This is a genomic window from Paraburkholderia sp. BGA-UO-ETr-F21 (assembly GCF_059567925.1).
In genome coordinates, this window is the sequence record NZ_JCAQOY010000029.1 from 1 (window position 1) to 24,793 (window position 24,793).

General features: G+C 61.4%; 24 protein-coding genes. 15 read left to right on the top strand and 9 right to left on the bottom strand.

The window, feature by feature from the left end; genetic code table 11:
- Positions 1-198: 198 nt before the first annotated feature.
- Entirely contained in the window at positions 199-354 is a 156-nt protein-coding gene (locus AC57B1_RS16335; RefSeq protein WP_496418025.1) for a hypothetical protein, read from the bottom strand.
- 347 nt (positions 355-701) lie between these two features.
- Here AC57B1_RS16335 and imuA point away from each other — a divergent pair, with 347 nt between their 5' ends.
- The 3 genes from imuA to AC57B1_RS16350 are packed head-to-tail and all read left to right on the top strand — an operon-like array spanning position 702 to position 6,836.
- Positions 702-1,541 (top strand): translesion DNA synthesis-associated protein ImuA, encoded by an 840-nt coding sequence (gene imuA, locus AC57B1_RS16340; protein WP_408342758.1) that lies wholly within the window; start codon positions 702-704, stop codon positions 1,539-1,541.
- Positions 1,441-3,246, top strand: coding sequence for a Y-family DNA polymerase (locus tag AC57B1_RS16345; RefSeq protein ID WP_496418026.1), 1,806 nt, complete (start codon positions 1,441-1,443; stop codon positions 3,244-3,246). Before imuA ends, AC57B1_RS16345 begins: the two co-directional genes overlap by 101 nt.
- Positions 3,247-3,251: 5 nt before the next feature.
- Positions 3,252-6,836 (top strand): error-prone DNA polymerase, encoded by a 3,585-nt coding sequence (locus AC57B1_RS16350; RefSeq protein ID WP_496418027.1) that lies wholly within the window; start codon positions 3,252-3,254, stop codon positions 6,834-6,836.
- A gap of 114 nt (positions 6,837-6,950) precedes the next feature.
- Here AC57B1_RS16350 and AC57B1_RS16355 read toward each other — a convergent pair whose 3' ends face one another.
- Complete coding sequence (locus AC57B1_RS16355; RefSeq protein ID WP_408342764.1) at positions 6,951-7,871, bottom strand: dTDP-4-dehydrorhamnose reductase family protein; 921 nt, start codon at positions 7,869-7,871, stop codon at positions 6,951-6,953.
- 13 nt (positions 7,872-7,884) lie between these two features.
- Positions 7,885-8,124, bottom strand: a complete 240-nt coding sequence (locus tag AC57B1_RS16360; protein WP_496418028.1) for a heavy-metal-associated domain-containing protein — start codon at positions 8,122-8,124, stop codon at positions 7,885-7,887.
- Between the two features lie 121 nt (positions 8,125-8,245).
- On the opposite strand from AC57B1_RS16360, the gene cueR reads away from it, so the two are divergent.
- From cueR to AC57B1_RS16380, 4 genes are all read left to right on the top strand, one after another.
- On the top strand, positions 8,246-8,668 hold the full coding sequence (gene cueR / locus AC57B1_RS16365; protein ID WP_408343570.1) for a Cu(I)-responsive transcriptional regulator: 423 nt from the start codon (positions 8,246-8,248) through the stop codon (positions 8,666-8,668).
- A 302-nt stretch (positions 8,669-8,970) separates the two neighbouring features.
- Positions 8,971-9,117, top strand: coding sequence for a DUF3563 family protein (locus tag AC57B1_RS16370; RefSeq protein WP_091795685.1), 147 nt, complete (start codon positions 8,971-8,973; stop codon positions 9,115-9,117).
- 227 nt (positions 9,118-9,344) lie between these two features.
- Positions 9,345-9,704, top strand: coding sequence for a hypothetical protein (locus AC57B1_RS16375; RefSeq protein WP_496418029.1), 360 nt, complete (start codon positions 9,345-9,347; stop codon positions 9,702-9,704).
- A 276-nt stretch (positions 9,705-9,980) separates the two neighbouring features.
- Positions 9,981-11,021, top strand: coding sequence for an ABC transporter substrate-binding protein (locus tag AC57B1_RS16380; protein WP_496418030.1), 1,041 nt, complete (start codon positions 9,981-9,983; stop codon positions 11,019-11,021).
- A gap of 115 nt (positions 11,022-11,136) precedes the next feature.
- Here the strand turns inward: AC57B1_RS16380 and AC57B1_RS16385 are convergent, their stop codons facing one another.
- The gene (locus tag AC57B1_RS16385) at positions 11,137-11,982 is read right to left on the bottom strand and encodes a 23S rRNA (adenine(2030)-N(6))-methyltransferase RlmJ (RefSeq protein WP_408342770.1); all 846 of its coding nucleotides are present in this window, start codon (positions 11,980-11,982) and stop codon (positions 11,137-11,139) included.
- Between AC57B1_RS16385 and AC57B1_RS16390 the strand changes: the two genes are divergently transcribed.
- The gene (locus AC57B1_RS16390) at positions 11,911-12,132 is read left to right on the top strand and encodes a hypothetical protein (protein WP_496418357.1); all 222 of its coding nucleotides are present in this window, start codon (positions 11,911-11,913) and stop codon (positions 12,130-12,132) included. The two genes, AC57B1_RS16385 and AC57B1_RS16390, sit on opposite strands and share 72 nt — an antisense overlap.
- Positions 12,133-12,199: 67 nt before the next feature.
- On the opposite strand, the gene AC57B1_RS16395 is transcribed toward AC57B1_RS16390, so the two are convergent.
- Positions 12,200-13,171, bottom strand: coding sequence for a potassium channel beta subunit family protein (locus tag AC57B1_RS16395; RefSeq protein ID WP_496418031.1), 972 nt, complete (start codon positions 13,169-13,171; stop codon positions 12,200-12,202).
- Between the two features lie 223 nt (positions 13,172-13,394).
- Between AC57B1_RS16395 and AC57B1_RS16400 the strand changes: the two genes are divergently transcribed.
- Positions 13,395-14,192, top strand: coding sequence for a 3-hydroxybutyrate dehydrogenase (locus tag AC57B1_RS16400; protein ID WP_091795673.1), 798 nt, complete (start codon positions 13,395-13,397; stop codon positions 14,190-14,192).
- A gap of 10 nt (positions 14,193-14,202) precedes the next feature.
- Positions 14,203-15,441: a DUF3734 domain-containing protein gene (locus tag AC57B1_RS16405; RefSeq protein ID WP_091795671.1), complete on the top strand. Its 1,239-nt coding sequence runs from the start codon at positions 14,203-14,205 to the stop codon at positions 15,439-15,441.
- Positions 15,442-15,639: 198 nt separating this feature from the next.
- Here the strand turns inward: AC57B1_RS16405 and AC57B1_RS16410 are convergent, their stop codons facing one another.
- A complete protein-coding gene (locus AC57B1_RS16410; protein WP_091795668.1) occupies positions 15,640-16,839 on the bottom strand; it encodes an amino acid aminotransferase in 1,200 nt (399 codons plus the stop codon).
- Positions 16,840-17,296: 457 nt separating this feature from the next.
- On the opposite strand from AC57B1_RS16410, the gene uvrB reads away from it, so the two are divergent.
- The 5 genes from uvrB (at position 17,297) to AC57B1_RS16435 (ending at position 23,064) form a co-directional block, all read left to right on the top strand.
- Positions 17,297-19,390 (top strand): excinuclease ABC subunit UvrB, encoded by a 2,094-nt coding sequence (gene uvrB, locus AC57B1_RS16415; RefSeq protein ID WP_408483079.1) that lies wholly within the window; start codon positions 17,297-17,299, stop codon positions 19,388-19,390.
- 334 nt (positions 19,391-19,724) lie between these two features.
- Entirely contained in the window at positions 19,725-20,273 is a 549-nt protein-coding gene (locus tag AC57B1_RS16420; RefSeq protein WP_091795661.1) for an iron transporter, read from the top strand.
- A gap of 132 nt (positions 20,274-20,405) precedes the next feature.
- On the top strand, positions 20,406-20,738 hold the full coding sequence (locus tag AC57B1_RS16425; RefSeq protein WP_408342780.1) for a cupredoxin domain-containing protein: 333 nt from the start codon (positions 20,406-20,408) through the stop codon (positions 20,736-20,738).
- Between the two features lie 77 nt (positions 20,739-20,815).
- Positions 20,816-21,661: an FTR1 family iron permease gene (locus AC57B1_RS16430; protein ID WP_408342782.1), complete on the top strand. Its 846-nt coding sequence runs from the start codon at positions 20,816-20,818 to the stop codon at positions 21,659-21,661.
- Entirely contained in the window at positions 21,658-23,064 is a 1,407-nt protein-coding gene (locus tag AC57B1_RS16435) for a 4Fe-4S binding protein (protein ID WP_496418032.1), read from the top strand. Before AC57B1_RS16430 ends, AC57B1_RS16435 begins: the two co-directional genes overlap by 4 nt.
- Positions 23,065-23,398: 334 nt before the next feature.
- Here AC57B1_RS16435 and hemP read toward each other — a convergent pair whose 3' ends face one another.
- The 3 genes from hemP to AC57B1_RS16450 all read right to left on the bottom strand — a co-directional run bounded on the left by hemP (position 23,399) and on the right by AC57B1_RS16450 (position 24,769).
- Positions 23,399-23,659 carry a hemin uptake protein HemP gene (gene hemP / locus AC57B1_RS16440; protein WP_408296532.1) on the bottom strand — a complete coding sequence of 87 codons (261 nt, stop codon included), beginning with the start codon at positions 23,657-23,659 and terminating at the stop codon, positions 23,399-23,401.
- A gap of 205 nt (positions 23,660-23,864) precedes the next feature.
- Positions 23,865-24,347: an SRPBCC family protein gene (locus AC57B1_RS16445; protein ID WP_091795645.1), complete on the bottom strand. Its 483-nt coding sequence runs from the start codon at positions 24,345-24,347 to the stop codon at positions 23,865-23,867.
- Positions 24,348-24,370: 23 nt separating this feature from the next.
- Positions 24,371-24,769, bottom strand: a complete 399-nt coding sequence (locus AC57B1_RS16450; protein WP_091795642.1) for an OsmC family protein — start codon at positions 24,767-24,769, stop codon at positions 24,371-24,373.
- Between the last annotated feature and the right edge of the window lie 24 nt (positions 24,770-24,793).

The following is a 24,793-nucleotide window of genomic DNA, read 5'->3' on the forward strand; positions in this document are numbered from 1 at the left end:
TGATAGTGCGGATTCCCGTGTGAAAGTAGGTAATCGTCAGGCTCCCCAGCAGCATCAGAAACCCCACCCCATAAAGGTGGGGTTTCTGCGTTTACGGCCGTCGCCGGCAAACGGCAGACGCCCGGCAGATGCGGATAAACACGGACGAACACGAATAGACGCGGAAAACGCCCGGAATACCCGCGCGGACCCGGGCCTTCACTCCTTGCCCGGCCGCACCGCCTTCGCATAGCCCGTCAGCTCCAGATACGCCCGTCCCGCCTCCACGCCTGCGCGGCTCACCCGCACTGCAGCCGCCCCCGGCACAGCCAGCGGCGCTCTCAACGTCACCGCTGCTTCACTGTGGCACGACATCCCCGCCGCTGCTCGCACCGACAGGCACCGTGCCATCGCTCATCTGCGCTTTGTCGACTTCTGCAAGCAACGCCTCAGTTTCATGTGATCGTTTCGGTACCCATACTCGATTTTCATCCTTTCAAATCGCTCAAATTAAAGCAAAAATAGCTCTTGTAAGAAAATGTAGAGCTGCCACAAAAAACAGTTTCGTCCCATCCCTCAAGCTTCTCATACGCACATCGCGTAGTCTCCCTCTGACTTAACATTCATCTCAAAATACTGTATAAATATACAGTGATAGATCGTCGACTCGTGCTTGCCCGGTGCCGGGCAGGGCGGAGCATTCCCTATTCAAGAGCGTGTCTATGGCAGCAGCGATTCAGCTGGCGACGACCGCGCTGTCGTCTCAATTGCGGCGTCAGGTGTGGCAGGGCAATGAGCTTGCCGAGGCAGACTCGCGCGTGATCTCCAGCGGTTATGCCGCGTTGGATCGGTTGTTGCCGGGACAAGGCTGGTCGGCCGGTGGGTTGACGGAATTGTTGATCGAACATGGTGGCGTGGGTGAAGTACGTCTGCTATCTCATGCGCTTTGTCATCTGACGAAGCAAGCCGAGCGGCATGTCATGCTTGTGGCGCCTCCGTATCAACCATGCGCCGCCGCATTGAGGGCTTGGGGCGTTAATGTCGAGCGAGTCTTATGGGTGCGCTCGAGTGAAGACCAGGCCCTGTGGGCCGCCGCACAGGCCTTGAAGCAAGATGGCATCGGCGCGGTCCTGGTTTGGTTGCCGAATGCGCGGGCCGACAAGGTCCGGCGCCTGCAAGTGGCGGCTCAGGAGTCGGCGTCGCTGGCATTTTTGATCCGGCCTGTCGAGGCAGCCAGGCAATCTTCCCCAGCACCATTGCGAATGATTTGCGAGCCGCTCTTGCCGGCCAATGCGCAGACGATCAACCGTCGTCAATGGCTGCAGGAGATCGGTTTGTCGATCGACATCTTCAAGCGCCGGGGGCCGCCGCCAGCTGAACCTCTTCGGCTCGTTTTGCCTTTACAAAGCGGTTTGTTGCCGGAAAACGGAGTCGGCAGCCATCAAGGACTCAAGATCGAACATGCTGTGGATCGCAGTCACATTGCCACTCTTGTCACTGGAAGCGGTGAAGCCTCTTACGCCGCTCCCGGATGGTTCGCTCGCGAAGCCGAATCGACGTGAGTCGCGCGACGAGGCAGACCAACCTCACAATGTCGAAGAAATCCGTGAGGGGCGTTGTTACGCATTAGCCGATCATGCGCACATTCTGATGCCGGATTTCGACGCCCTGCGCGCCGGTGTGCAGGCGGGTCAATCGCGTTCCTATGCTTTGGCGTTGACGCCGGAGCTTGAACTGCTTGCCGCCGATCCCGTCCGCGAAGCTCAGTCGTTCGAATCAATCGCGCTTGCATTGCTCGCGTACACACCGAAAGTGTCTCTAGCCGACGCGCATACCCTGTTGCTCGAAGTCGGCTCCGGGTTGAGATTGTTCGGCGGCTTGCACGCGTTGTTGTCGCGGGTGTCTGCCACGGTGGCGGAGTTCGGCTATACGGCGCGTATTGCCTGTGCGCCGACCGCCTGGGGGGCGTGGCTGTTGGCGCAGGCGCGCTGCGTTCGGCAGGGGCGTCGCTGGCATGTAGTGAAGGAGACTTCACTCGTGCGTGTGCTGGATGGTTTATCCGTATCGCTGCTGCCGGTCACGCCGGCGCATCGCGATGCGTTTTCGCATGTCGGCTGCGCGACGCTGGCCGATTTGCGTCAGTTGCCACGCTCGGGTGTCGTGCGACGTTTCGGCAGCGGTGTTCTGGATCTGCTGGCGCAGGCGTATGGCACGCGTCCGGATCCACGTGAGTCGTTTCGTGCGCCGGCGTCGTTCCACGCGCAACTGGAGTTACCCTCGCGGGTCGATAACGCGGATGCCCTGCTGTTCGCCGCGCGTCGGCTGATTGTGCAGTTGGCCGGCTGGCTGAGCGCGCATCATGCGGCGCTCAGCGGTTATACGTTGCTGCTTGAGCATGAATTGGCATCCCGTCATGCGCCGAAGACATCGAGCCTGAAGGTTGGCTGGGCCATACCGTCGCGCGATGCCGAGCACTTGATCTGGTTGCTGCGGGAAAAGTTGAATCAGACGGTGCTGGCGGCACCGGTTATCGAGTTGAAGCTGGTGGCGGATCAGATCAGCGAATATGCCGGGCAGTCGGACACGTTGTTTCCCATGCCCGAATCGGACGGCGATTCGATTGCGCGTCTGCTTGAACGCTTGAGCGCGCGGTTGGGGCCGGAGAATGTGCTGCAGATGTCGGTGCGGGACGATCATCGTCCCGAGCGGGCAATGCGCGTCGAAGCCTACCAGGCGCAAGCGTTTTCACGCAAGAAGCGCTCGCCGGCTAAGTCCCGGTCGAAAGTCAAAGCGGACAAAACCTGGCTGACCGATGAGTTGCGGCACGCTGCGGCGGAAAAAAAGCATGAAGACGGCGAGACGGCCACGCAGGCCACGCAAGCCACGCAAGCCACGCAAGCCACGCAGGCCACGCAAGCAACCCAACTCCTATCCAGAACAAATAGCGCAAAAAACACCAACACATCCACACCGCAACCCGGTAACGCGCAGGCATCCCTCGACTTACCCGACAGCGCGTTGCCTTCTCAACCTCGCCCGGTCTGGATGCTCGATAAGCCATTGCGCCTGATGATGCGCGACCAGCGGCCGATCTATCGTCGGCCGCTGAAAATGCTCACGCGTACCGAACGGATCGAAGCAGGGTGGTGGGACGGCAACACTGTCGAGCGCGATTACTACGTCGCGGCCGATGACCGCGGTCATATGTTCTGGGTCTACCGCGAACGTCTTAGTGGCGAGTGGTATCTGCAAGGTTTGTTCGGCTGAACATCATGCCCCTATCGCCGCCATCGTTCCTTGCGCAACAGGCACTCGCCACCCATTTGCCGGCGTATGCGGAGTTGCATTGCCTGACGAATTTCTCTTTCCTGCGTGGCGCTTCGCATCCTCATGAGCTCGTCGAGCAGGCGATGTCGCGCGGCTATAGCGCGCTCGCGATCACCGATGAATGTTCGCTGGCAGGCGTCGTTCGAGCTCATACGGCGTTGAGGGAGCTCAAGGACGAGCGGGACCGGCAGCAAAAAGAGCGCGAGGACAAGGCAAAGGCAAAGGCGGCGCAATCGAAAGTGCCTTCGGAAGGCGCGTCGGAAACCGGAGCAGCAGAACGTGAAACCGGGGAAGCCGCGGAGCCGGAGGCATTAAAACCCCTCCCTCATCTAATCATCGGCAGCGAACTCAATCTGACCGACGATACCGGCGAACCCTTCTGCACCCTGGTTGCGCTAGCAACCAATCGCAACGGTTACGGCAATCTTTCCGAGTTGATCACACTGGCTCGATCGCGCGCGGACAAAGGCAGTTATCGGCTCGGTCCGTCCGACTTTACCGATGCGTTGCCCCATCTTGCACATCTGAAGACGCTGCCCGATTGCGTCCTGATGCTCGTGCCGCAACGTACGGCGACGCTCTCGCATACGCTGCGTTGCGCGCATTGGCTTGCATCGTTCGCTGCACAACGGGCGTGGATCGCACTGGAACTCTGGCAGACAGGTAGCGACGATCTTCAGATCGACGCCTTGCGCATGATTTCAAAAGCGAGTGGGTTGCCGTTGGTCGCGGCAGGTGGCGTTCTGATGCATGCGCGATCGCGCAAGCCTTTGCAGGACACGATGACCGCCATCGGCCTCGTCACGCCGCTATCGGCGTGCGGTCACGCGCTCGAAGCGAATGCGGAGCGGCATATGCGTACGCGTGTACGGCTCGGCAAACTGTATCCGCGCGATACGCTGGAAGAAACGCTGCGTATCGCTGCGCTATGCCGCTTCTCGCTCGATGAACTCAAGTATGAGTATCCCGAAGAACTGGTGCCCGCCGGCGAGTCGCCATCGAGTTATCTGCGCAAGCTGGTCATGGCCGGCGCGATGGAGCGCTGGCCCAAAGGCATGGACCTGAAGCGAATCGGTCAGATCGAAAAAGAATTGGCACTGATCGCCGATCTGAAATACGAAAAGTATTTTCTGACGGTGCACGATATCGTGAGTTTCGCGCGCTCCAGAAACATTCTCTGTCAGGGGCGAGGTTCGGCGGCGAATTCGATCGTCTGTTACTGCCTGCATGTGACGGAAATCGATCCGGTGCATATGAACATGCTGATCGAGCGATTCATCTCCCGCGCGCGTAACGAACCGCCTGATATCGACGTCGACTTCGAGCATCAGCGGCGCGAAGAGGTGATCCAATATATCTACACGAAGTACGGCCGCCATCGGGCGGCGCTCACTGCATCGCTGATTACGTATCACGCGCGTAGCGCGCTGAAGGATGTGGGCAAGGCGCTGGGTCTCGAGGCGTCGTTGATCGAGCGGATCAGCAAGTCGCAACAATGGTGGGACGGCACGGATGCGGTCGCCAGATATCTGGCCGAAGCGGGCTTCGACGCCAACTCGCACATCACGCAGAATCTGATTCGCTTGACCAAAGAGTTGCGCGCTTTTCCGCGTCATCTGTCGCAACACGTCGGCGGGTTTGTGATCGCGAAAGACAAGCTGTCGCGGCTCGTGCCGATCGAAAACGCCACGATGAAAGACCGCAGCGTGATCGAATGGGACAAGGACGATATCGACGCGCTCAAGTTGCTGAAAGTCGACGTGCTGGCGCTCGGCATGTTGTCGGCGATCCGGCGCGCGCTGGAGTTCGTCGCCTTGAGGCGCGGTTTTCCGCAGTTCAGGGTGCAGGATATTGCGCGCGAGGATCGGGCCGTTTACGAAATGTGCGGCCATGCCGATACGATCGGCGTATTCCAGATCGAATCACGTGCGCAGCAAAGCATGCTGCCGCGCCTGAAGCCCAACAAGTACTACGATCTCGTGATCGAAGTGGCGATCGTGCGGCCGGGGCCGATTCAGGGCGGCATGGTGCATCCCTATCTGCGCCGCAAGCAGGGACTCGAACCGGTCGACTACGCGAAGGACGAACTGCGTCCCGTGCTCGAACGTACGCTCGGGGTGCCGATTTTCCAGGAACAGGTGATGCATCTGGCGATGGTTGCTGCCGAATATACCGGTGAGCAGGCCGATCAGTTGCGGCGTGCCATGGCCGCATGGCGGCGCAGTGGCAATCTTGCGAAGTATCAGAAGGATTTGAACGAGCGGATGCTCAAGCGTGGCTATGAGCCGGCGTTTATCGAGCGCATCTGCAAACAGATCGAAGGCTTCGGCGAGTATGGTTTTCCAGAGAGCCATGCGGCGAGCTTCGCGTTGCTCGTCTATCTCAGCGCGTGGTTGAAGCGCTATGAACCGGCTGCTTTTCTGGCGGGTTTGCTGAACAGTCAACCGCTGGGGTTTTACTCGCCATCGCAACTCGTTCAGGACGCGAAGCGGCACGGCGTCAAGGTATTGCCGCCCGACGTGACTTTGAGCGATTGGGAGTCGACATTCGAGAGGCGCGATCATGAAGGGCAGCGGATCTCCGCCGAAGAGACCTGTTTGCATCGTCAGCAGACCGTACTATCTGCGCAGCAATTGCGCGATCTTTCGCTGCGGCATCTGACGGTCAGCAGAACGATCCGGCGCGCGGCACGGAGATTGACGGCTCGCGTGTTTCAGCCGTCCGGCAGCTATGGCGCTCGCGGTCCCGCCGTGCGTATCGGCATGCATCTGATCAAAGGTCTGGCGCAAGGGGCCGCGGAACGCATCATGGCGGCTCGCAACGAGGCGCAGTTTACCGATGTCGACGATCTGGCGCGCCGCGCGGCCTTGACGCGGCGCGATCTCGAAGCGCTTGCCGCGGCGAACGCGCTGGTCAGTATCGCGGGACATCGACGCGAAGCGTGGTGGGCTGTGACGGCGCAGCATACGGTGCCCAAATTGCTGCGCGACGCGCCGATCGCCGAAGCACCGTTGGCATTGCCGCAGGCAGCGGAAAGCCGCGAAATCGTCGACGATTATGCGAGCCTCGGCCTCACGCTCAATCGTCATCCGCTCGCACTATTGCGCGCCCGTCTTGCGCGACAGCGTTTTCGCACGGCCGCCGAACTCGCCGTCTGTCAGCACGGCACGCTCGCGAGAGCGTGCGGCATCGTGACCGTGCGACAACGGCCAGGCACGGCAAATGGCACGGTGTTCGTTTCCATCGAGGACGAGACCGGTTCGATCAATGTGATCGTCTGGCCGTCGTTGGTGGAGAAGCAGCGCAAGGTTTTGCTGGGCGCATCGTTGCTGGCGGTGTACGGCGTTTTGCAACGCGACGACGGTGTGGCTACCGGTGGCGACCATGCCGGCCATGACGTTCGCGAAAATCAGGCAGGCAAGGCGAAACAGAAAAACCGGGGCGAGGTGATCCATCTCGTCGCCCATCGCCTTGAGGACCACAGCGAATGGCTCGGTGAACTGGCGACGGCAAGCCGCGATTTTCACTGAGGCAGGCTTGCCGCAGGCAAGCGCGCCTTAACGCCGGACCGTCGCGCCAGCCGCGTCGTACACATCAGAATACGGCGATCTGGCGTGGCCAGTCTCACCCGCAGGCACGACGTTCTACGCGCGCGCGTCACCGTGCCATGGAAACGCGCTTAACACTTGCCGGATCGCCGTATCGAACGGCGTGCGGCGGCCAATCCCGAGTGCCTCGAGCCGGGTCGAAGCCAGATGGCAGTTATGCGGGCGCGGCGTCGCATCGATCGGCGTGCGTTGCGGTGTCAGGTGCGCGTCGAGTTGCAGCGCTTCGGCAAGGCGAACCGCGATCTCGTACTTATTCATCGGTTCGTCGCCCGACCATTGCACGATGCCGCGAATCGCGTCACCGCGTGCATGCAGTTCGAGCATCTGCCGGATCACGAACGCGACGTCCGGCGTGAAGGTGGGATAACGGATCGCCCAGGCATCCATGACCGCGGGTTGGGCAGCCGGCGCAGCCGATGCCGCGATCGCCGGCACGAGGCTCGTCACGGCCGACTCCGCCCAACCGACGATCGGCCCGTACAGCAGCGGCAAGCGCAGTACGCAGCCGAGGTCGGTCGCTTCAGTCAGCGCGCGCTCACCTTCGAGCTTGCTGCGCCCGTAGGCATTGAGCGGCGCCGGCGCGCAATCGTGCTCGTAGGGCGGGTGCGTGCCGTCGAACACGTAATCGGTGGAGATCGACAGTGTCCATGCGCCGCGCCGGTTTGCCGCCGTGGCAAGGGTGCGCACTGCATCGACGTTCAGCGCGCGGGCCAGCGCCGGATCATGCTCGCACACGTCCGGCCGGCGCTCCGCCGCGGCAACCACCAGCGCGTCCGGCGCTTCGCGCTCGACGAACTGCTCGACTGCCCGCGCGTCGCGAATGTCCAGCGCGACTGTGCCCGGCGCCGGCCGACTAAACGATGTGGCCACCACTTGCCAGCCGGCCCGTTGGGTCAGTTCGTCTGCGAGCGCGCGGCCTAGCAGCCCGGAGGCGCCGATGACAGCAACTTTGAACATGCCGTGAACTCGCTTAACGGATTGCGCCGGACGCGTTCGTCGTTGCGCGGCTTGTCACGTTCGTCACCGTGTAGCCGGCTTCGTCGATGGCGGCCTTCAGCGTCTCGGCCGGTTGCGCCGATTCGACCGTCACGCGCCCGGCGCTCAGGTCCACCTGGACTTGCGCGGCTTCATCGTGTTCGCGGATTGCGTTCGTGACCGCCGCGACGCAATGCTGGCAGCTCATACCTTCAACCTGGAATTCGATCGTCATTGGGATTGCCTCGGAAAATGGATAGTGCGCCAGTTGAATTATGCCTGCCGATCCGCAATTGGGTGATGACCTTCCCATTATGGGAAGGTGTAGGATCGACTCTCACACTGGGGAAACGGCCATGAATATCGGCGAAGCGGCCCGCGCGTCGGGCGTCACGGCGAAAATGATTCGCTACTACGAAAGCGTCGGCCTGCTGGCGGCGAAAGCGCGCACGAGTGCCGGCTATCGCGTGTACGGTCCGCAGGAGGTTCATTCGCTGCGGTTCATCCGTCAGGCGCGCCGACTCGGCTTTCTGGTCGAAGATATTCGACGGCTGCTGGCGCTGTGGCATGATCGCTCCCGCGCGAGCCTCGAAGTGAAGAAAATTGCGCTGGAACACGTTGCCGACCTGGATCGCCGGATTGCCGAACTGACCGACATGCGCGACACGTTGGCGCACCTGGCCGACCATTGCCACGGCGATGATCGCCCCGATTGTCCAATTATCGAGCGGCTCGCCGATTCCGACCTGGTTGCGGGGCAGGGTTGTCATCCGATTTGATGTCTTGCGAGGTCCGGTGCTACCCGAAGGCTGCGGTAGGTGGCGCTCAGGTGGTTTAAGCACCAACATTGTGCTTAAAAATAAGGGGCTAGATCAGGCACGACAAAAAAGTCGAGTTGAATGCAGCGAAATCAATAAGTTACACGCACCACACTCGTGCACCATTCCAAAACGGAATGCACGTCATGCGGGCATTTCACTAGCATGGTTGCACCATAGGGCTATAATTCGGGTTAACCCTTTTACGGGAAATCCCTGATGCCCAATCCACCGGGGATTCAATCTGATCCTTGGAGAACATCATGTTTGCATACGTACTTGAAAAGCTGAGCACCTGGTTTGAAACTGCTGAACGCACCCGTCGTGAAGAGTACCTGGCGTCGTCTTCGGATATCGTCCAACTCGAACAGCGCATCCGTTCGCTCGAAACCGGCGGCTACTCGCTGTAAGTTTCAAATGCATCAAGTGTGACCCGGTAGCGCTATTGCGCTGCCATGGTAGTAAAGTGTTGAGCCCCGTCTATGCGGGGCTTTGTCACATCTGGGCTTTGAAAATTCAGGTCGGGCGGCGCCCGGAAGCTACTCGTGGCGAATATCGACTAGCTTCGTAGCTACCGTCGCGGTAAGGTAAAGCGTTTCCTGCGCAATCCGGCTTCTCAAACTCAACCGGCCCGCTCATGCCATCTGCCCGCCCGCACCAATTCCTCCTGGTCTTGACCATTGCAGCCTCGATGGCAATGGTTGTTGCCGCGTCGAGCGCTTCTGCTGCGTCGGCCGGCACGCGTAAGCCGATGATTCTCGACTCGCAAAATGGTATCAGCGACGGTCAGAGCGGAACCGTGCTCCAGACCGCGCCGCTTTCACGGCAGCCAATCGTCGAAGCGCAGCCCATCGCGACACCGACCGAATTGGCGCCGAACTCGTCGATCCCGATCGTGGTTGCGCCTTATATCCCGCTGCCCGTAGGCGGGGCCACGTCGCGGCCAACTCAGCCACAGCCACAGCCACAGCCTCATCCAGCGCCTCGTTCGCAATAAGCGCTCGTGCGCGATTGTTGCCGGCGGTTCTTCTTCACCTCCACTAATGCCTCGGTGAACGGCTATTGCGCGGGCCACCGGGAGGACGCTCGCGGCAACATCCGTGTCTTCGAGCCAGCGACGACCCCTGGTGGCCCGCGCCATTGGGGTTTGGGCGCATGGCGCGGGCGAAACCGTCCGACGACAATCATTGCGCGGCCTTTCGCCGGTGACTTTGGCCATACATCGATCGCGCCGTTGCCGAATCGAATGAAAAACAGAACAAGGAGACATTCAATGCCGACTGACTGGATGCGACAGGCCGCCAGTGCCTGCGTCGCGCTGCTTGCGCTGGCCACGCTGCCTGCCGCCGCGCTCGCCAAAGACACACCGGAAAAGCCTGCGCTGACGATGGCCGTCGGTGGTCTGCCGGGTCTCTACTATCTGCCGGTACTCGCCGCGCAACAGCTGGGCTACTTCAAGGACGAAGGCCTCGATGTCACGCTCGAAGACTTCGCGGGTGGATCGAAAGCGCTGGAAGCGGTGGTGGGCGGTAGTGCCGACGTAGGCGCGGGCGCATTCGAGCACACGCTGTTCATGCAGGAGAAAGGGCAGCACTACCGGGCCTTCGCATTGATGGGGCGCGCGCCGCAGATCGTTGTCGCGGTGCTGAAATCGAAGGCGGATCAACTCAAGACGATGGCGGACTTCAAAGGCGCGAAAGTCGGGGTGAGTGCGCCGGGTTCGTCGACGGATCTCGTGCTCACCGTGGCTTTGCGCAAAGCGGGCGTGCAGCGCAACGAGATTTCGGCGATCGGTGTGGGCAGCGGCGCCTCGGTGCTCGCGGCAGTGAGCGGCGGGCAGATCGACGCGCTTTCCAACGTCGATCCGATGATGACCAAACTGGCTCGCACCGGCGCGATCAAAATACTGGTGGATACGCGCACGGTGAAGGGCACGCAAGAGGTGTTCGGCGGGACGATGCCGGCGGCGACGCTTTATGCGTCGGACAGTTTCATCCAGAAGTATCCGAAGACTACCCAGGCGCTCGCCAATGCAATCGTGCGCGCGGATCATTGGCTGCAGACCGCGAGCGATGCGGATCTGCTGAAGATGGTGCCGCCGGCCTATCTGCTCAACGACCCGGCGCTCTATGTGGAGGCTTTCCACAACGTGCGCGACGCCTACTCGCCGGACGGACTGATGCCGGCGGACGGCCCGGCGACCTCGTTACGCGCGCTGTCCTCGTTCGATACCCGGCTCGACCCAAAGAAGATCGACCTGAACGCGACCTATACCAACGACTTCGCCCACAAGGCCGCGGCGCAGCTCAAGTAGGCGGGAATGACGGAGCGGGCAGCCGGCTCTGCGCGCGATATTTGCGCGTGACCGGCGACCGGGTCCACGTGGTTTGGCGAGCTACCCGCGCTTGCAGCGCGCGCCGAGCAATTATTCAGTCGCCGCGATACTCGACCTTGAACTGTGCGGCCTTGTCTTCGCCGAGCACCTTGACGAGCCAGGGCATCTGGTCTTTCAGTGTTTTCGCCAGCGTGTACGGCGGGTTCAGGATGAACATGCCGCTGCCGAAAAGTCCAAAACCGTCTGCCGGCGGGTTGCTGACCGTCAGGCTCACGTGAAGCCAGTTGCGCTCCTGTAGTTTCTTCAACTGATCGGGGAAACGCTGCGATTCAGGGCGTCTCACTTGCGGATACCAGATGGCATACGTGCCGGTCGGGAAGCGCTTCAGGCTTTCTTCCACGCTGCGCAACGTGCGCGTGTAGTCGCGCTTGTCCTCATACGAAGGATCGAGCAAGACCAGCGCGCGCCGTGGCGCCGGCGGCAGCAAGGCGAGAATGCCTTCGAAGCCGTCGCCCGCATACAGCATGGCGCGGCGGCCTGCGTCGCGGAAATTGTGGCGCAGCACGTCGATCTCGGTGGTGTGCAGTTCGAACAGACGCATGCGGTCCTGTTCACGCATCTGCCGCCACGCGATATACGGCGAGCCGGGATAAAAGCGCAACTGGCCGTCCGGATTGAGCGCGCTCACTTCGTCGACGTAGTCGGCGAAGATGGGCGGCAGATCGTTGCGCTCCCACAATCTGGCAATGCCGGTCTGGAATTCGCCGGTTTTGGTCGCGTAACCTTCCTTCAGCGAATAGACACCGGCGCCCGCGTGCGTGTCGATATACCAGTAGGATTTGTCCTTCTGACCGAGGTAGCGCAGGAGTTGCAACACGACGGCGTGTTTCAGAACGTCGGCGTGATTGCCTGCATGAAAGGCGTGGCGGTAGCTGAGCATGATGAGGAGACGCTGAAAAAGGGCGTGCCGCTCCAAGGCGGATTCGGCGCTGCAGATGCAATGCGGCTGCACAGCGGGCATATGGCGCCGGTGTGCATGCGGTCGCGTATTGTACGCGAGGCCGCGTCGCGCACCGGCGCTTTGCAGTGAGTGCCGCGTAACACGTTACTGGCTGCGATCCGCCGGATCCATGTTACGCGTTCAGTGGCCGGCCCTGTCAGTCGTGCGCGTCGCCGATAATTGCCTCGATCTGCTCCTTGATCTCAGGCGTGATCCGCTCGGCCACCTCGGCGGACTTCATGTTTTCGCCGATCTGTTCGACCCGCGACGCCCCCGTGATTACCGTGCTGACATGGGGATTCTTCAGAATCCAGCCTATCGCGAGCTGGCCGACCGTGCAGCCTAACTCGTTAGCCACTTCGCCGAGCTTGCCGACCACGTCGTTCTTGCCCGCGTCGGTGACCTGCTTGCGCAGCCAGTCGTAGCCTTGCAATTGCGCGCGGCTGTCGGCTGGCACGCCGTCGCGGTATTTGCCGGTCAGCAGGCCGGACGCAAGCGGGCTCCAGGTGGTCAGACCAAGGCCGATATCCTCATAGAGCCGCTTGTATTGCTGCTCGACGCGGTTGCGGTGGAACAGGTTGTACTGCGGCTGCTCCATGACCGGCTTGTGCAGATGGTGCCGTTCCGCAATGTCATAAGCGGCGCGGATTTCATCGGCGCTCCATTCGGACGTGCCCCAGTACAGCGCCTTGCCGCGAGTGATCATGTCGCTCATGGCCCAGACGGTTTCCTCCACCGGCGTGTTCGGGTCCGGACGATGACAGAACACCAGATCGACATAGTCGAGTTGCAGACGTTTGAGCGACGAATCGATTGCGTTCAGAAGATATTTGCGGTTCAGCGTGTGGTACTGGTTCGGCGCTTCCGCGAGCCCCCAGAAAAATTTTGTCGACACCACATAGCTCACGCGCGGCCACGCCAATTCTTTGAGCGCCTGCCCCATGATTTCTTCGGATTGGCCGCCGGCATACACCTCGGCGTTGTCGAAGAAGTTGACTCCCGCGTCGCGTGCGGCCGCCAGCGATTCACGTGCAGCGCGGCTGTCGACCTGATTGCCGTAGGTGACCCACGAGCCGATGGACAGTTCGCTGACTTGCAGGCCGGAGCGGCCCAGACGTCGATAATTCATGCATTCCTCCTTGTTGGTGATGCCACCGGAATCCCGCTGAAAACGTCCAGTTTAAAGAGATAAGCTGCAATATGCTTTTTACCGATGGAGTTCACACGGTTCATGCACAATAGCAGCGTTGGCCGCAGTGCAGCATTCGGCCGAACGGCCTATACCGTTCGGCCGACTTCACGCCGCCCGCGGCCCGTGGTCTCATTGCTCACTAACTGCATGGAGGTTCTGGATGTCTTCACTGAACACAAATCTGAATGGCAAAGTCGCGGTGGTGACCGGCGCGGCAAGCGGCATCGGCAAGCAGATTGCGCTGACCTTATCCGCAGCGGGCGCGGCCGTCGCGATCGCCGACCTGAACCAGGACGGGGCGAATGCCGTCGCTGAAGAAATCAAAAAGGGCGGTGGCAAGGCAATCGGTGTGGCGATGGACGTCACGAATGAAGACGCCGTCAACCAGGGTATCGACAAGGTCGCCGCGGAACTCGGCTCGGTCGATATTCTCATTTCCAACGCCGGCATTCAGATCGTCAATCCGATCGAAAACTATTCGTTTTCAGACTGGAAGAAGATGCAGGCGATCCACGTGGACGGCGCCTTCCTGACCACCAAGGCAGCGCTCAAGCATATGTACAAGGACGATCGCGGCGGCATCGTGATCTACATGGGTTCGGTCCACTCGCATGAAGCGTCGCCGCTCAAGTCGGCTTATGTGACGGCAAAGCATGCATTGCTGGGCCTCTCGCGTGTGCTCGCGAAGGAAGGCGCAAAGCACAACGTGCGCTCGCATGTGGTGTGTCCCGGTTTCGTCCGTACGCCGCTCGTCGACAAGCAGATTCCGGAGCAGGCCAAGGAACTGGGCATCAGCGAAGAAGAGGTGGTGAAGCGTGTCATGCTGGGCGGTACGGTCGACGGCATCTTCACCACGGTGGAAGACGTCGCGCAGACCGTGTTGTTCCTGTCGACCTTCCCGACGGCGGCGCTGACCGGGCAGTCCTTTATTGTGAGTCACGGCTGGTATATGCAATAAGGAGGCACCCATGGCGCAACGCAATCTCAAGCGGGCGCGCGTCGCCGCGCCCGGCGACGGGGAAGGCGAGGGCGCCGGTCCGGCGCCCGCTGAGCACCTGGGCCGGCACGTCCATCTGCCTGACTACGAAACCGTTGCGCTGATGCTGCAAGGCGGCGGTGCGTTGGGTGCCTACCAGGCCGGTGTCTTCCAGGGGCTTCACGAAGCCGGCATCGAGCCGAACTGGCTGGCCGGCATTTCGATCGGCGCGTTGAACACCGCCATCATTGCGGGCAATCCGCCGGAGAAGCGCGTCGAGCGGTTGTTGAAATTCTGGGAGACGATCTGCCAGCCGGCTTTCGGCCCGCCGTTGCCGGCGTTTATCGAGCACGCGCTTTTCAACTCCAGCGAAGCCGTGCGCAAAGCGTTCACGGCAACGCAGGCAATGGGTGCCATCGTCGAGGGGCAGAAGGGCTTTTTCGTGCCCCGCTTCCCGCCGCCGTTGCCCACGGTGTCCGGGCCGCCGCAACAGGCCAGTTACTACGACACCACGCCGCTAAAAGCCACGCTCGAAGCGCTTTGCGATTTCGACCGGATCAATTCGCGCGAAATGCGCGTTTCGGTGGGGGCGGTCAATTGCGGCTCGGGGAATTTCGCGTACTTCGACAACACGCACACCACACTGAGGCCCGAGCACTTCATGGCCTCCGGTGCGCTGCCGCCAGGGTTCGCGGCGGTCGAGATCGACGGCCAGTTTTACTGGGACGGCGGTTTGATGTCGAACACGCCGCTCTATGAGGTGATCCAGTCCACACCGCGCCGTGACACGCTCGCGTTTCAGGTCGATCTCTGGAGTGCGATCGGACCAGTGCCGGACAACATCACCGATGTCCAGGGGCGCATGAAGGACATCCAGTATTCGAGCCGCACACGTCTCGTGACCGACATGCTGCAACGGTCGCAGCGTTTCCGGCACGTGTTGCGCGAGGTGCTGGAACGCGTGCCGTCGGACCAGCGTGACGATCCGTGGTGCAAACTCGCGGAAGATCTGTCGTGTTCGAAGCGCTACAACGTGATTCACCTCATCTACCGCGAGAAGGAATACGAGGGGCACTACAAGGACTTTCAGTTCGGCCTGTCGACGATGCGTGAACATTGGCAAAGCGGTCTGGAGGACATTCGTCGTTCGCTCGCGCAACCGGATTGGCTCGACATGCCGAATAACGACGCAGGATTTGTCACGCACGATATCCATCGGGATTCGCGCTGAAGGGCCGCGGGTCCAGGCGGCGCGCAATAGAGGTGGATCTCTGTCGTCGCGGCGATTCATGACGCATCGCAAACGTCTCGGCTCACGTCGCAAGTAACAGGCAATCAGGCACAAAAAAACGGCGCCCCGAAAGGGCGCCGTTTCCACAAGCAAATTCAAGCAGAGCGCGTGCAATGAATGCCCGCGCGTCTCGATGCTTTACTTCAACACTTGAGCGATCGCGCTGGCCACCGCGTCGAGGTTGCGCGTATTCAGCGCAGCCACGCAGATGCGACCCGTGCTCACGGCATAGATGCCGAACTCTTCACGCAGACGGTCCACTTGCGGCGCCGTCAGACCCGAGTACGAGAACATGCCGCGTTGCGCGTTCACGAAGCTGAAGTCACGGTCCACGCCGCTAGCCTTCAGGCGTTCGACCAGACCGTTGCGCATTGCGCGGATACGGTCGCGCATTTCGGCCAGTTCCGTTTCCCACGTGGCGCGCAGTTCCGGCGACGCGAGCACGGCTGCGACCACCGAGCCGCCGTGCGTCGGCGGGTTCGAGTAGTTCGTGCGGATCACGCGCTTCAGTTGCGACAGCACGCGAGCGGCTTCTTCCTTGCTTGCCGTGATGATCGACAGGGCGCCGACGCGCTCGCCATACAGCGAGAACGACTTCGAGAATGACGATGACACGAACACGTTCAGTTCCGACGCGGCGAACAGACGCACGGCTGCAGCGTCCGCTTCGATGTTGTCGCCGAAACCCTGGTAGGCGATGTCCAGGAACGGCACCAGATCGCGCGCCTTGACGACTTCGACAACCTGCTTCCATTGCTCGACGCTCAGGTCCACGCCGGTCGGGTTGTGGCAGCACGCGTGCAGCACGACGACGGTGCCCGCGGCGTAGCTGTTCAGCGCGCTCAACATGGCGTCGAAATTCACGCCGTGGGTATGCGCGTCGTAGTACGGGTACGACACGACTTCGAAGCCTGCGCCTTCGAACAGCGCGCGATGGTTTTCCCAGCTCGGGTCGCTGATCGCGACCTTGGCGTTCGGGTTCAGACGCTTCAGGAAGTCCGCGCCGATCTTCAGCGCGCCCGTGCCGCCCAATGCTTGCGCCGTCACGACACGGCCCGCTGCGATCAGCGGCGAGTCGTTGCCGAGCAGCAGTTTCTGCACGGCGGCATCGTAAGCGGCAATACCTTCGATCGGCAGATACCCGCGCGGCAGCGCGGCGTCGACGCGGGCCTTTTCAGCGTCGCGCACCGCGCGCAACAGCGGAATCTTGCCTTCTTCGTTGAAGTACACGCCGACGCCAAGGTTGACCTTGGTCGTGCGCGTATCGGCGTTGAAGGCTTCGTTCAGGCCCAGAATCGGGTCGCGGGGAGCAAGTTCGACGGCGGAGAACAGAGACATGATGGGTGGGCAGCAGTAGTGAAAAGAGGACGGCTTCGATCGCGGAAGGCCGGGCCAGCAGTAGCGTCCGGCGCAGGGCACAGACAGACTGCGGACGACGGCGAGCGAGTGCAGCTTCGCATTGTAACGAATTCGCGACCATTTTTTGGCCGACACGGCCGGACGGATGGAATTTTTTGCTTGAAAAACAGGCACTCCGGCGCCAATTGAAAAGAGCGGCGAGGTCCGCAACGCCGTCTGGAGAGACCGGAAAACGGGCCCGCAACCGAGCAGCGACGGGGCGTCACGGCCACCTGGCCGCGATGAGCGAATGCCCTGCGACCGCGCCAAAGGGCCAAAACATCGCGCCCGGCCAGACTCGCGCGAACCCTTGAAAAGCCTACGCAGACCCGCTCGATCCTCGATTCCCGCAACCCGTTAGAATAGTTCTTTGCCCCAAGGCCAGGCGCCGCCCCACATGTCCGAACAACATCTGACTGAAGCCGAAGATACGCTCGACGAATCCAAATTCGTCAGGTTCGAAGGCTCGCCGTTTCAGCTGTACCAGCCGTATCCGCCCGCCGGCGACCAGCCCACGGCGATCGACACGCTCGTGGAAGGCGTCGAAGACGGACTCGCATTCCAGACGCTGCTCGGCGTAACCGGCTCCGGCAAAACCTTTACCATGGCCAACACGATCGCGCGGCTCGGCCGCCCGGCCATCGTGTTCGCGCCGAACAAGACGCTTGCCGCGCAGCTTTATTCGGAGTTTCGCGAGTTCTTCCCGCGCAATGCGGTCGAGTACTTCGTCTCGTACTACGACTACTATCAGCCGGAAGCGTACGTGCCGCAGCGCGACCTGTTCATCGAGAAGGACTCGTCGATCAACGAGCATATCGAGCAGATGCGGCTATCGGCCACCAAGAGCCTGATGGAGCGGCGCGACGTGGTGATCGTGGCGACGGTGTCGGCGATCTACGGTATCGGCAATCCGTCCGAATACCACAAGATGATTCTGACGCTGCGCACCGGCGACAAGCTCGGCCAGCGCGACATCATCGCGCGGCTGATCGCCATGCAGTACAACCGCAACGAAGCCGACTTCCAGCGCGGCTCGTTTCGCGTGCGCGGCGACACGATCGATATTTTCCCGGCCGAGCATGCCGAAATGGCGGTGCGCATCGAGTTGTTCGACGACGAAATCGAAACGCTGCAACTGTTCGATCCGCTGACAGGCCGCGTGCGTCAGAAGATTCCGCGCTTTACGGTGTATCCGTCGTCGCACTATGTGACGCCGCGCGATACCGTGGTGCGCGCGGTCGAAACGATCAAGAACGAACTGCGTGAGCGGCTCGAATTCTTCTACAGCGGCGGCAAGCTGGTTGAAGCGCAGCGGCTCGAGCAGCGCACGCGCTTCGACCTGGAAATGCTGCAGGAACTCGGCTTCTGCAAGGGCATCGAGAACTACTCGCGGCATTTCTCGGGCGCGGCGCCGGGCGAACCCCCGCCCACGCTGGTCGATTACCTGCCGTCAGACGCGATCATGATGCTTGACGAATCGCATGTGCTGATCGGGCAGTTGAACGGCATGTACAACGGCGACCGGGCACGTAAAGAGAATCTGGTCGACTACGGTTTCCGCCTGCCGTCGGCGCTCGATAACCGGCCGCTTAAATTCAACGAGTTCGAGCGCAAGATGCGTCAGGTGGTGTTCGTCTCGGCCACGCCGGCGGACTACGAGCAGAAAACGGCCGGGCAGGTGGCGGAGCAGCTGGTGCGCCCCACGGGTCTCGTCGATCCGGAAATCGAGGTGCGGCCGGCGCGCAGCCAGGTCGACGACGTCCTCGGCGAGATCAACGAGCGCGTCAAAGTGGGCGACCGCGTGCTGGTAACGGTGCTGACCAAGCGCATGGCCGAGCAGTTGACCGAGTTTCTGGCCGACCATGGCGTCAAGGTGCGTTATCTGCATAGCGACATCGATACGGTGGAGCGGGTTGAAATCATCCGCGATCTGCGGCTTGGCACCTTCGACGTGCTGGTCGGGATCAACCTGTTGCGCGAAGGGCTGGATATCCCGGAAGTGTCGCTGGTCGCCATTCTCGACGCGGACAAGGAAGGCTTCCTGCGTGCCGAGCGCTCGCTGATCCAGACCATCGGCCGGGCGGCGCGTAATGTGAACGGCAAGGCGATTCTCTACGCCGACAGGATCACCGACTCGATGCGCCGCGCCATCGACGAAACCGAGCGGCGGCGCAACAAGCAGATCGCCTTCAATCTCGAAAACGGCATTACGCCGCGCGGCGTGGTCAAGCGCATTCGCGACATTATCGACGGTGTGTACAACGTCGACGACGCCCGCGCCGAACTGAAGGAACAGCAGACGCGCGCGAAATTCGAGGACATGTCCGAGAAGCAGCTTGCCAAGGAGCTCAAGCGCCTCGAAAAGCAGATGATGGAGCACGCCAAGAACCTCGAGTTCGAAAAGGCCGCGCAAACGCGCGACCAGCTCGCCTTGCTGCGCCAGCGCGTATTCGGCGCGAACGTCGGCGATCACGTGTCCGGCGTCGAATAATGCGTCCTTCCGTCGCAGGGCGCGGCGCCGCGTCGCGCCCTGTCGACCGCTGCCCGGCACGCGCCCGGCAGCGCGCCTCGTCATCATCGCGCACTTCCTTAAAAGCACCTTAAGACCCTGCTGGCATAGGGCTTTGCGTGCGTTCTGAATTGTTCTCCCTCGCGATCGATGATAAACTCAACCAATATTGAGAATGGTTCGCATTAACGTTCGTATAGCGCTTAGGCTCCGATCGGCCGTGGATATCAAGGCCTGGGGCTGCTGCATCAAAGCCTGCGCAACGCACTGTTCCAATGGGTTCGATTCGAGTCTGATAAAAAAACAAGGAGTTTCAATGCGGATTTCTTCATTTGTGCGTGGTGGCGCAGCAGCGGTGGCCGCGGTCGCGGCGTTGTCGGCAACGGCAGCGGAGTACCCGATCGGCAAGCAGCAGATTCAGGGCGGCATGGAAATCGGCGCGGTCTATCTGCAGCCGATCACGATGGAACCCGAAGGCATGATGCGCAAGGCCTCGGACTCGGACATCCACCTCGAGGCCGACATTCACGCGGTCAAGAACAATCCGACCGGTTTCGCCGAAGGCGACTGGATGCCGTATCTGCAAGTGCGTTATGAGCTGACGAAAGCCGGTTCGAACCAGACGCAAAAGGGCGACATGATGGCGATGGTCGCCAACGACGGCCCGCACTACGGCGATAACGTCAAGCTGCAAGGCCCAGGCAAGTATCACCTGAAGATGATCGTCGAAGCGCCGATGCAAACGGGCCATATGGCTTTCGGCCGCCACGTCGACAAGGAAACCGGTGTAGGCCCGTGGTTCAAGCCGATCACGCTCGAATACGACTTCACCTTCGCCGGTATCGGCAAGAAGGGCGGCTACTGATCGCCGCGCATCGTCATGTGTGGCCGCGCTTTGCCGCGTGGCCGCGCGTGGGTGAATGGGATGAATGAATCCATGCAGCAGGCGGCGTGTCGTTGATGAACCCGCACTGCGCCACGTTTTCCGGAAAGGCTGATGAGAATTAACCGAAAGATCGCAACCTTCGCCACCACGCTTTTACTGGCGTGCGCAGCGCACGCAGCCGACCTGCCGACCTTCAAGCTGGAAATGAACGACGGCAAGTTGAATCCGGCACGCATCGAAGTGCCGGCGGGGCAGCGTATCAAGATCGAAGTGCGCAACACCGGCAAGGGCGCGGCTGAATTCGAAAGCGTTCAGTTGCGTAAGGAAAAGGTTTTGGCGCCCGGTGCGGATTCGTTCGTGGTGATCGCGCCGCTGGAACCGGGCGAGTACAAGTTTTTCGACGATTTTCATCAGCAGGCGCAGGGTGTCATCGTCGCGAAGTAATGGCCTCAGCTGCGAGCGCGGGCCGTCGGCGGTTCGTGTGTTCGCCAAGGCAGTAGAAGGGTAGAGGGAGAGCTTGGATGGGTCAGATTCTGTTCGTCGTATGGCGGGAAAGTGTCGAGGCGCTGCTGGTCGTCGGCATTCTGTATGCGTGGCTGAAAAATGGCGACGACGATGCGCGCCGCGGCTTGCCGTACCTGTGGGGCGGCGTCGCAGCCGGATTGATCGCGGCGGTGGCGCTCGGCGCGGCGCTGGTCGGTTTCACCGAGGTGCTTTCCGGTGACGCGCAGGATTATTTCCAGACGGCGATGGTGCTGATCGCCTGCGTGCTGATCGTGCAAATGGTGCTGTGGATGAAGCAGCATGGCCGCTCGCTCAAGCGAGACATGGAGCAGTCGCTGCAAAAGAGCCAGCGCGATTCGAACTGGTGGGGCGTCGCGTTGCTGGTGGCGTTGGCGATCGCGCGCGAAGGCAGCGAAACGGTGATCTTCCTGTACGGTCTCGGTTTCGGCCAGTCCGGTCACGTGGACGGCAGCCAGATGCTCGCCGTCGTGATCGGCCTCGCGCTCGCGTTCCTGACCTTCTACGTGTTGCAGCTGGGCGGCAAGTTCTTCTCGTGGCGGCTGTTTTTCCGCGTCACTGAAATCATGCTGCTGTTCCTCGGCGCAGGCCTGTTCCAGACCGGCGTGGACAAGCTGATCGACAAGGAAATCCTGCCGACACTCGTCGATCAGATGTGGAATTCGTCGGCGATTCTGGACGACTCGGGCACCTTCGGTTCGCTGGTCGCCACGCTCACCGGCTATCGCGCGCATCCGGCAATGATGAATCTGCTGGCGTACGCGGTGTACTGGGCGGTGGTGTATCTGCTGTTGCGCCGTGCAAACCGCAAGCCGGTACAACAAGCCGCCGGGCGCGCGGCATGAGCACCGTGATGACCCGCCCGGGCCGCCTCGCGGCGGCCGGGCAGTGGATGCAGCGCCACGGCGCAGCGATTCGCGGCATTCAGTGGGTCGTGGTGGCGGTCTACGCGTTTCTGATTCTGGTGCCGACGGTGATGCCGCTGCCGGACGACACGGCGCACTTGTGGAATAACCTCACGCTGGCGGCGCAGTTCGTCTTCTGGGGAATCTGGTGGCCGTTCGTGTTGCTTTCGATGGTCATGCTCGGCCGTGTCTGGTGCGGCGTGCTGTGCCCCGAAGGCGCGCTCGCCGAATTCGCCAGCAAATACGGGCGAGGCTGGGCGATTCCACACTGGATGCGCTGGGGCGGCTGGCCGTTCGTCGCATTCGGCATCACCACCATCTACGGTCAGATGGTGAGCGTCTACCAGTATCCGAAGGCCGTGCTGCTGGTGTTGGGCGGTTCGACCTTCGCGGCGATGATCATCGGCTTGCTCTACGGGCGCGAGAAACGTGTCTGGTGCAAGTATCTGTGCCCCGTCAACGGGGTCTTTTCGCTTCTGGCGCGGCTCGCGCCGTTTCACTACAAAGTCGATGAAGACGCCTGGCGCCGTTCCTACAAGAACGGCGAGCATGGGCATCGCGTGATTCCGATCAATTGCGCGCCGCTCGTGCCGTTGCGCAATATGAAGGGCGCGTCGGCCTGCCATATGTGCGGCCGTTGCAGCGGGCATCGCGACGCGATTGCGTTGACGTGGCGCGCGCCGTCCTCGGAAGTGGTTCAGTTGGGCGACAAGCAGGCGAACCCGTGGGACACCGCGTTGATCCTGTACGGTCTGCTCGGCATTGCGATCGGCGCGTTCCACTGGACCGCGTCGCGCTGGTTCGTCGATCTGAAGATGTTCTTCGCGACCTGGCTGGTCGATCACGACATTACGTGGCCGCTCGACACCAATGCGCCGTGGTTCCTGTTCACGCATTACCCCGAGCAGAACGATGTGTTTTCATGGCTCGACGGCACGATGGTGATCGGCTACATCCTCGCCACGGCGCTTGTGTACGGCACCGCGCTGCTGATGCTGCTGATGGGCGCGACGCGCATGCTGGGGCGCTTCAATGCCGTGCGTTTGCATCATCTGACGCAAGGGCTGATTCCGATTGGCGGCGCGGGCGTGTTCCTCGGTCTGTCCGCTACCACGCTGTCGCTGTTGCGCGCGGAACATGTGTCGTTGTGGTGGGCGTCGGATATGCGCATCGCGATACTGGCGATTGCCAATCTGTGGAGCGCATGGCTGGCCTGGCTCGTTACCCGCCGCTACAGCGAACGCTTCGTTCAGCGCGGCCTCGCGATGATGTGGTTCGTCGCGGCGCTGGCCGTGGTCGATAGCGCATGGTGGTTGATGTTCTGGGGCTGGGCTTCGAAGTGAGGCTGAGGTAACGCCGAAGCAAGCCCGAAATAACTCAATACCCGGCGCCGCGACTGGATGCATCTGATGCACCGTTGAGCGCCGTGCCAACAGAAAAGCCGTGGAGATGGCATCATCCCACGGCTTTCTTCATTGTCTGCATGATCGGCACACGCCGTTGCGCGTCGCCGCATCGAGTGAGGACCAAAAAAGCGGCCTGGCTGGCTGCGACGGCTGGCTTGGTGTCTGCACGAAGGGGTCTAGTTCTCACGTGCAAGCCGTCGTGGCTGGCTAATGCCTAACACCTCTCTGGGAGGTGGTCCCCACAATACCCGGTAGTTACAACTGTTCGTCCTTACTTCGTCAGAATCAACTTGCCCAGGCGCGTTGCGCGCAACTGGTAGGTCTCGCCGTTGTGCACGATGCTGACGTGGCTATGTCCTTGCAGCAGCGCGTCGCTGCGTACGATCCGCTCCGACGTCTCGCCCGATGCATTGGCGCGATCCGCGCCAGGCTTCTGGCTGGTCGCCGCCGCCGTGGAGGCTTTCGGACGGCTGGTCAGCGCGGCCGCGGGGCGGCGCAAGCTGAGTGTCGAAGGGCGCGCAGTATCGGTCATTGGTTTTTAGCTGTTGGTCGATTCGATGGATTAATTCTAAATGATAACTATTCCTATTTACAAGTTAAGGAAGTTGATCGAATTTTCGTTTCGATAGTCGAGCGACCAAGGCGGCGATAAAACGGAGAAATCTGGCCAAGGCCGCCGCTTCGATCAGCGGCCTTGCAATCGATGTCGAGCGGGGCGGGAAGGGCGCCCGCGAATTTCAATGCAGCGAGCCGGGTTCCTGCTTGGCCTGCACATACTGACGGATGAGCCGTACCGTATCGATATCATTCTCGCGATACGCCGACTTCACGATCTCCTGCGTTTGATGCGCGTCGGGGTCCGTCGATTCGGGCAACGTGGTCGCGTACTCGAAGCGCAGAAACAGCTGCAGTTCGTCCGGTTGCTCGATGGTCATGGTGAGCGAGCCGCCGACGTAGTCCGCCGTCGGCAGAATGTCGTAGCGCACGCTCTGGCTTTGGTCCAGCGTGACGCGGTCGCGTACGGTCGCCTGGCCGTAGTGCAGCTCCCGCTCGAGCACGTTGCCGTCGCGCGAGAGAATCGTGCAGCTGTCGAGCCCCATCACGAACAGTTGCGGCTGTTCGGCGCGCAGCACGAGCCCCTCCCACAACTGCTCGCGGGTCATCGACTCGACAAACGGATTCAACGGGTCGTTGATCTGGATAAGGTGTTCGAAATTCAAAACGACGGCTTCCTATGAAAGCGTTAAGCGACGGCGAGCCCTGAACGGATCGTGATCGAGTGCGTAAGGATCTTGTGGACGGGGCACTGATTGGCAATTTGCAAGAGCCGTTCCCGCTGCTCGTCAGACAGATCGCCTTCGAGCACGATTTTGCGGTCGATGGTCGTGCCCGCGTCGCCGGTTTCGAGCGAGAGCGTCACGCGTACGTCGGCGAGCGGCCATTCCTTGCGCTGAGCGTACATTTTCAGCGTGATCGACGTGCACGCGCCGAGGCTCGATAGCAGCAACGAAACGGGTGTCGGCCCGCGATCACCGCCGCCGAGCGACTCGGGCTCGTCGGCAAGCCATGTGTGCTTGCCGTCGTCGAAAAGGACCTGGAAATTCGTCGAACCGATGTGGGCGGTGACGGTGGGCTCTGCCATGCGCGCTCCTGAACAGGGACGGAA

Coding starts and splice junctions, on each gene's coding strand:
- AC57B1_RS16335 (WP_496418025.1), bottom strand. CDS start 354: ATGTCGTGCCACAGTGAAGCAGCGGTGACGTTGAGAGCGCCGCTGGCT.
- imuA (WP_408342758.1), top strand. CDS start 702: ATGGCAGCAGCGATTCAGCTGGCGACGACCGCGCTGTCGTCTCAATTG.
- AC57B1_RS16345 (WP_496418026.1), top strand. CDS start 1,441: ATGCTGTGGATCGCAGTCACATTGCCACTCTTGTCACTGGAAGCGGTG.
- AC57B1_RS16350 (WP_496418027.1), top strand. CDS start 3,252: ATGCCCCTATCGCCGCCATCGTTCCTTGCGCAACAGGCACTCGCCACC.
- AC57B1_RS16355 (WP_408342764.1), bottom strand. CDS start 7,871: ATGTTCAAAGTTGCTGTCATCGGCGCCTCCGGGCTGCTAGGCCGCGCG.
- AC57B1_RS16360 (WP_496418028.1), bottom strand. CDS start 8,124: ATGACGATCGAATTCCAGGTTGAAGGTATGAGCTGCCAGCATTGCGTC.
- cueR (WP_408343570.1), top strand. CDS start 8,246: ATGAATATCGGCGAAGCGGCCCGCGCGTCGGGCGTCACGGCGAAAATG.
- AC57B1_RS16370 (WP_091795685.1), top strand. CDS start 8,971: ATGTTTGCATACGTACTTGAAAAGCTGAGCACCTGGTTTGAAACTGCT.
- AC57B1_RS16375 (WP_496418029.1), top strand. CDS start 9,345: ATGCCATCTGCCCGCCCGCACCAATTCCTCCTGGTCTTGACCATTGCA.
- AC57B1_RS16380 (WP_496418030.1), top strand. CDS start 9,981: ATGCCGACTGACTGGATGCGACAGGCCGCCAGTGCCTGCGTCGCGCTG.
- AC57B1_RS16385 (WP_408342770.1), bottom strand. CDS start 11,982: ATGCTCAGCTACCGCCACGCCTTTCATGCAGGCAATCACGCCGACGTT.
- AC57B1_RS16395 (WP_496418031.1), bottom strand. CDS start 13,171: ATGAATTATCGACGTCTGGGCCGCTCCGGCCTGCAAGTCAGCGAACTG.
- AC57B1_RS16400 (WP_091795673.1), top strand. CDS start 13,395: ATGTCTTCACTGAACACAAATCTGAATGGCAAAGTCGCGGTGGTGACC.
- AC57B1_RS16405 (WP_091795671.1), top strand. CDS start 14,203: ATGGCGCAACGCAATCTCAAGCGGGCGCGCGTCGCCGCGCCCGGCGAC.
- AC57B1_RS16410 (WP_091795668.1), bottom strand. CDS start 16,839: ATGTCTCTGTTCTCCGCCGTCGAACTTGCTCCCCGCGACCCGATTCTG.
- uvrB (WP_408483079.1), top strand. CDS start 17,297: ATGTCCGAACAACATCTGACTGAAGCCGAAGATACGCTCGACGAATCC.
- AC57B1_RS16420 (WP_091795661.1), top strand. CDS start 19,725: ATGCGGATTTCTTCATTTGTGCGTGGTGGCGCAGCAGCGGTGGCCGCG.
- AC57B1_RS16425 (WP_408342780.1), top strand. CDS start 20,406: ATGAGAATTAACCGAAAGATCGCAACCTTCGCCACCACGCTTTTACTG.
- AC57B1_RS16430 (WP_408342782.1), top strand. CDS start 20,816: ATGGGTCAGATTCTGTTCGTCGTATGGCGGGAAAGTGTCGAGGCGCTG.
- AC57B1_RS16435 (WP_496418032.1), top strand. CDS start 21,658: ATGAGCACCGTGATGACCCGCCCGGGCCGCCTCGCGGCGGCCGGGCAG.
- hemP (WP_408296532.1), bottom strand. CDS start 23,659: ATGACCGATACTGCGCGCCCTTCGACACTCAGCTTGCGCCGCCCCGCG.
- AC57B1_RS16450 (WP_091795642.1), bottom strand. CDS start 24,769: ATGGCAGAGCCCACCGTCACCGCCCACATCGGTTCGACGAATTTCCAG.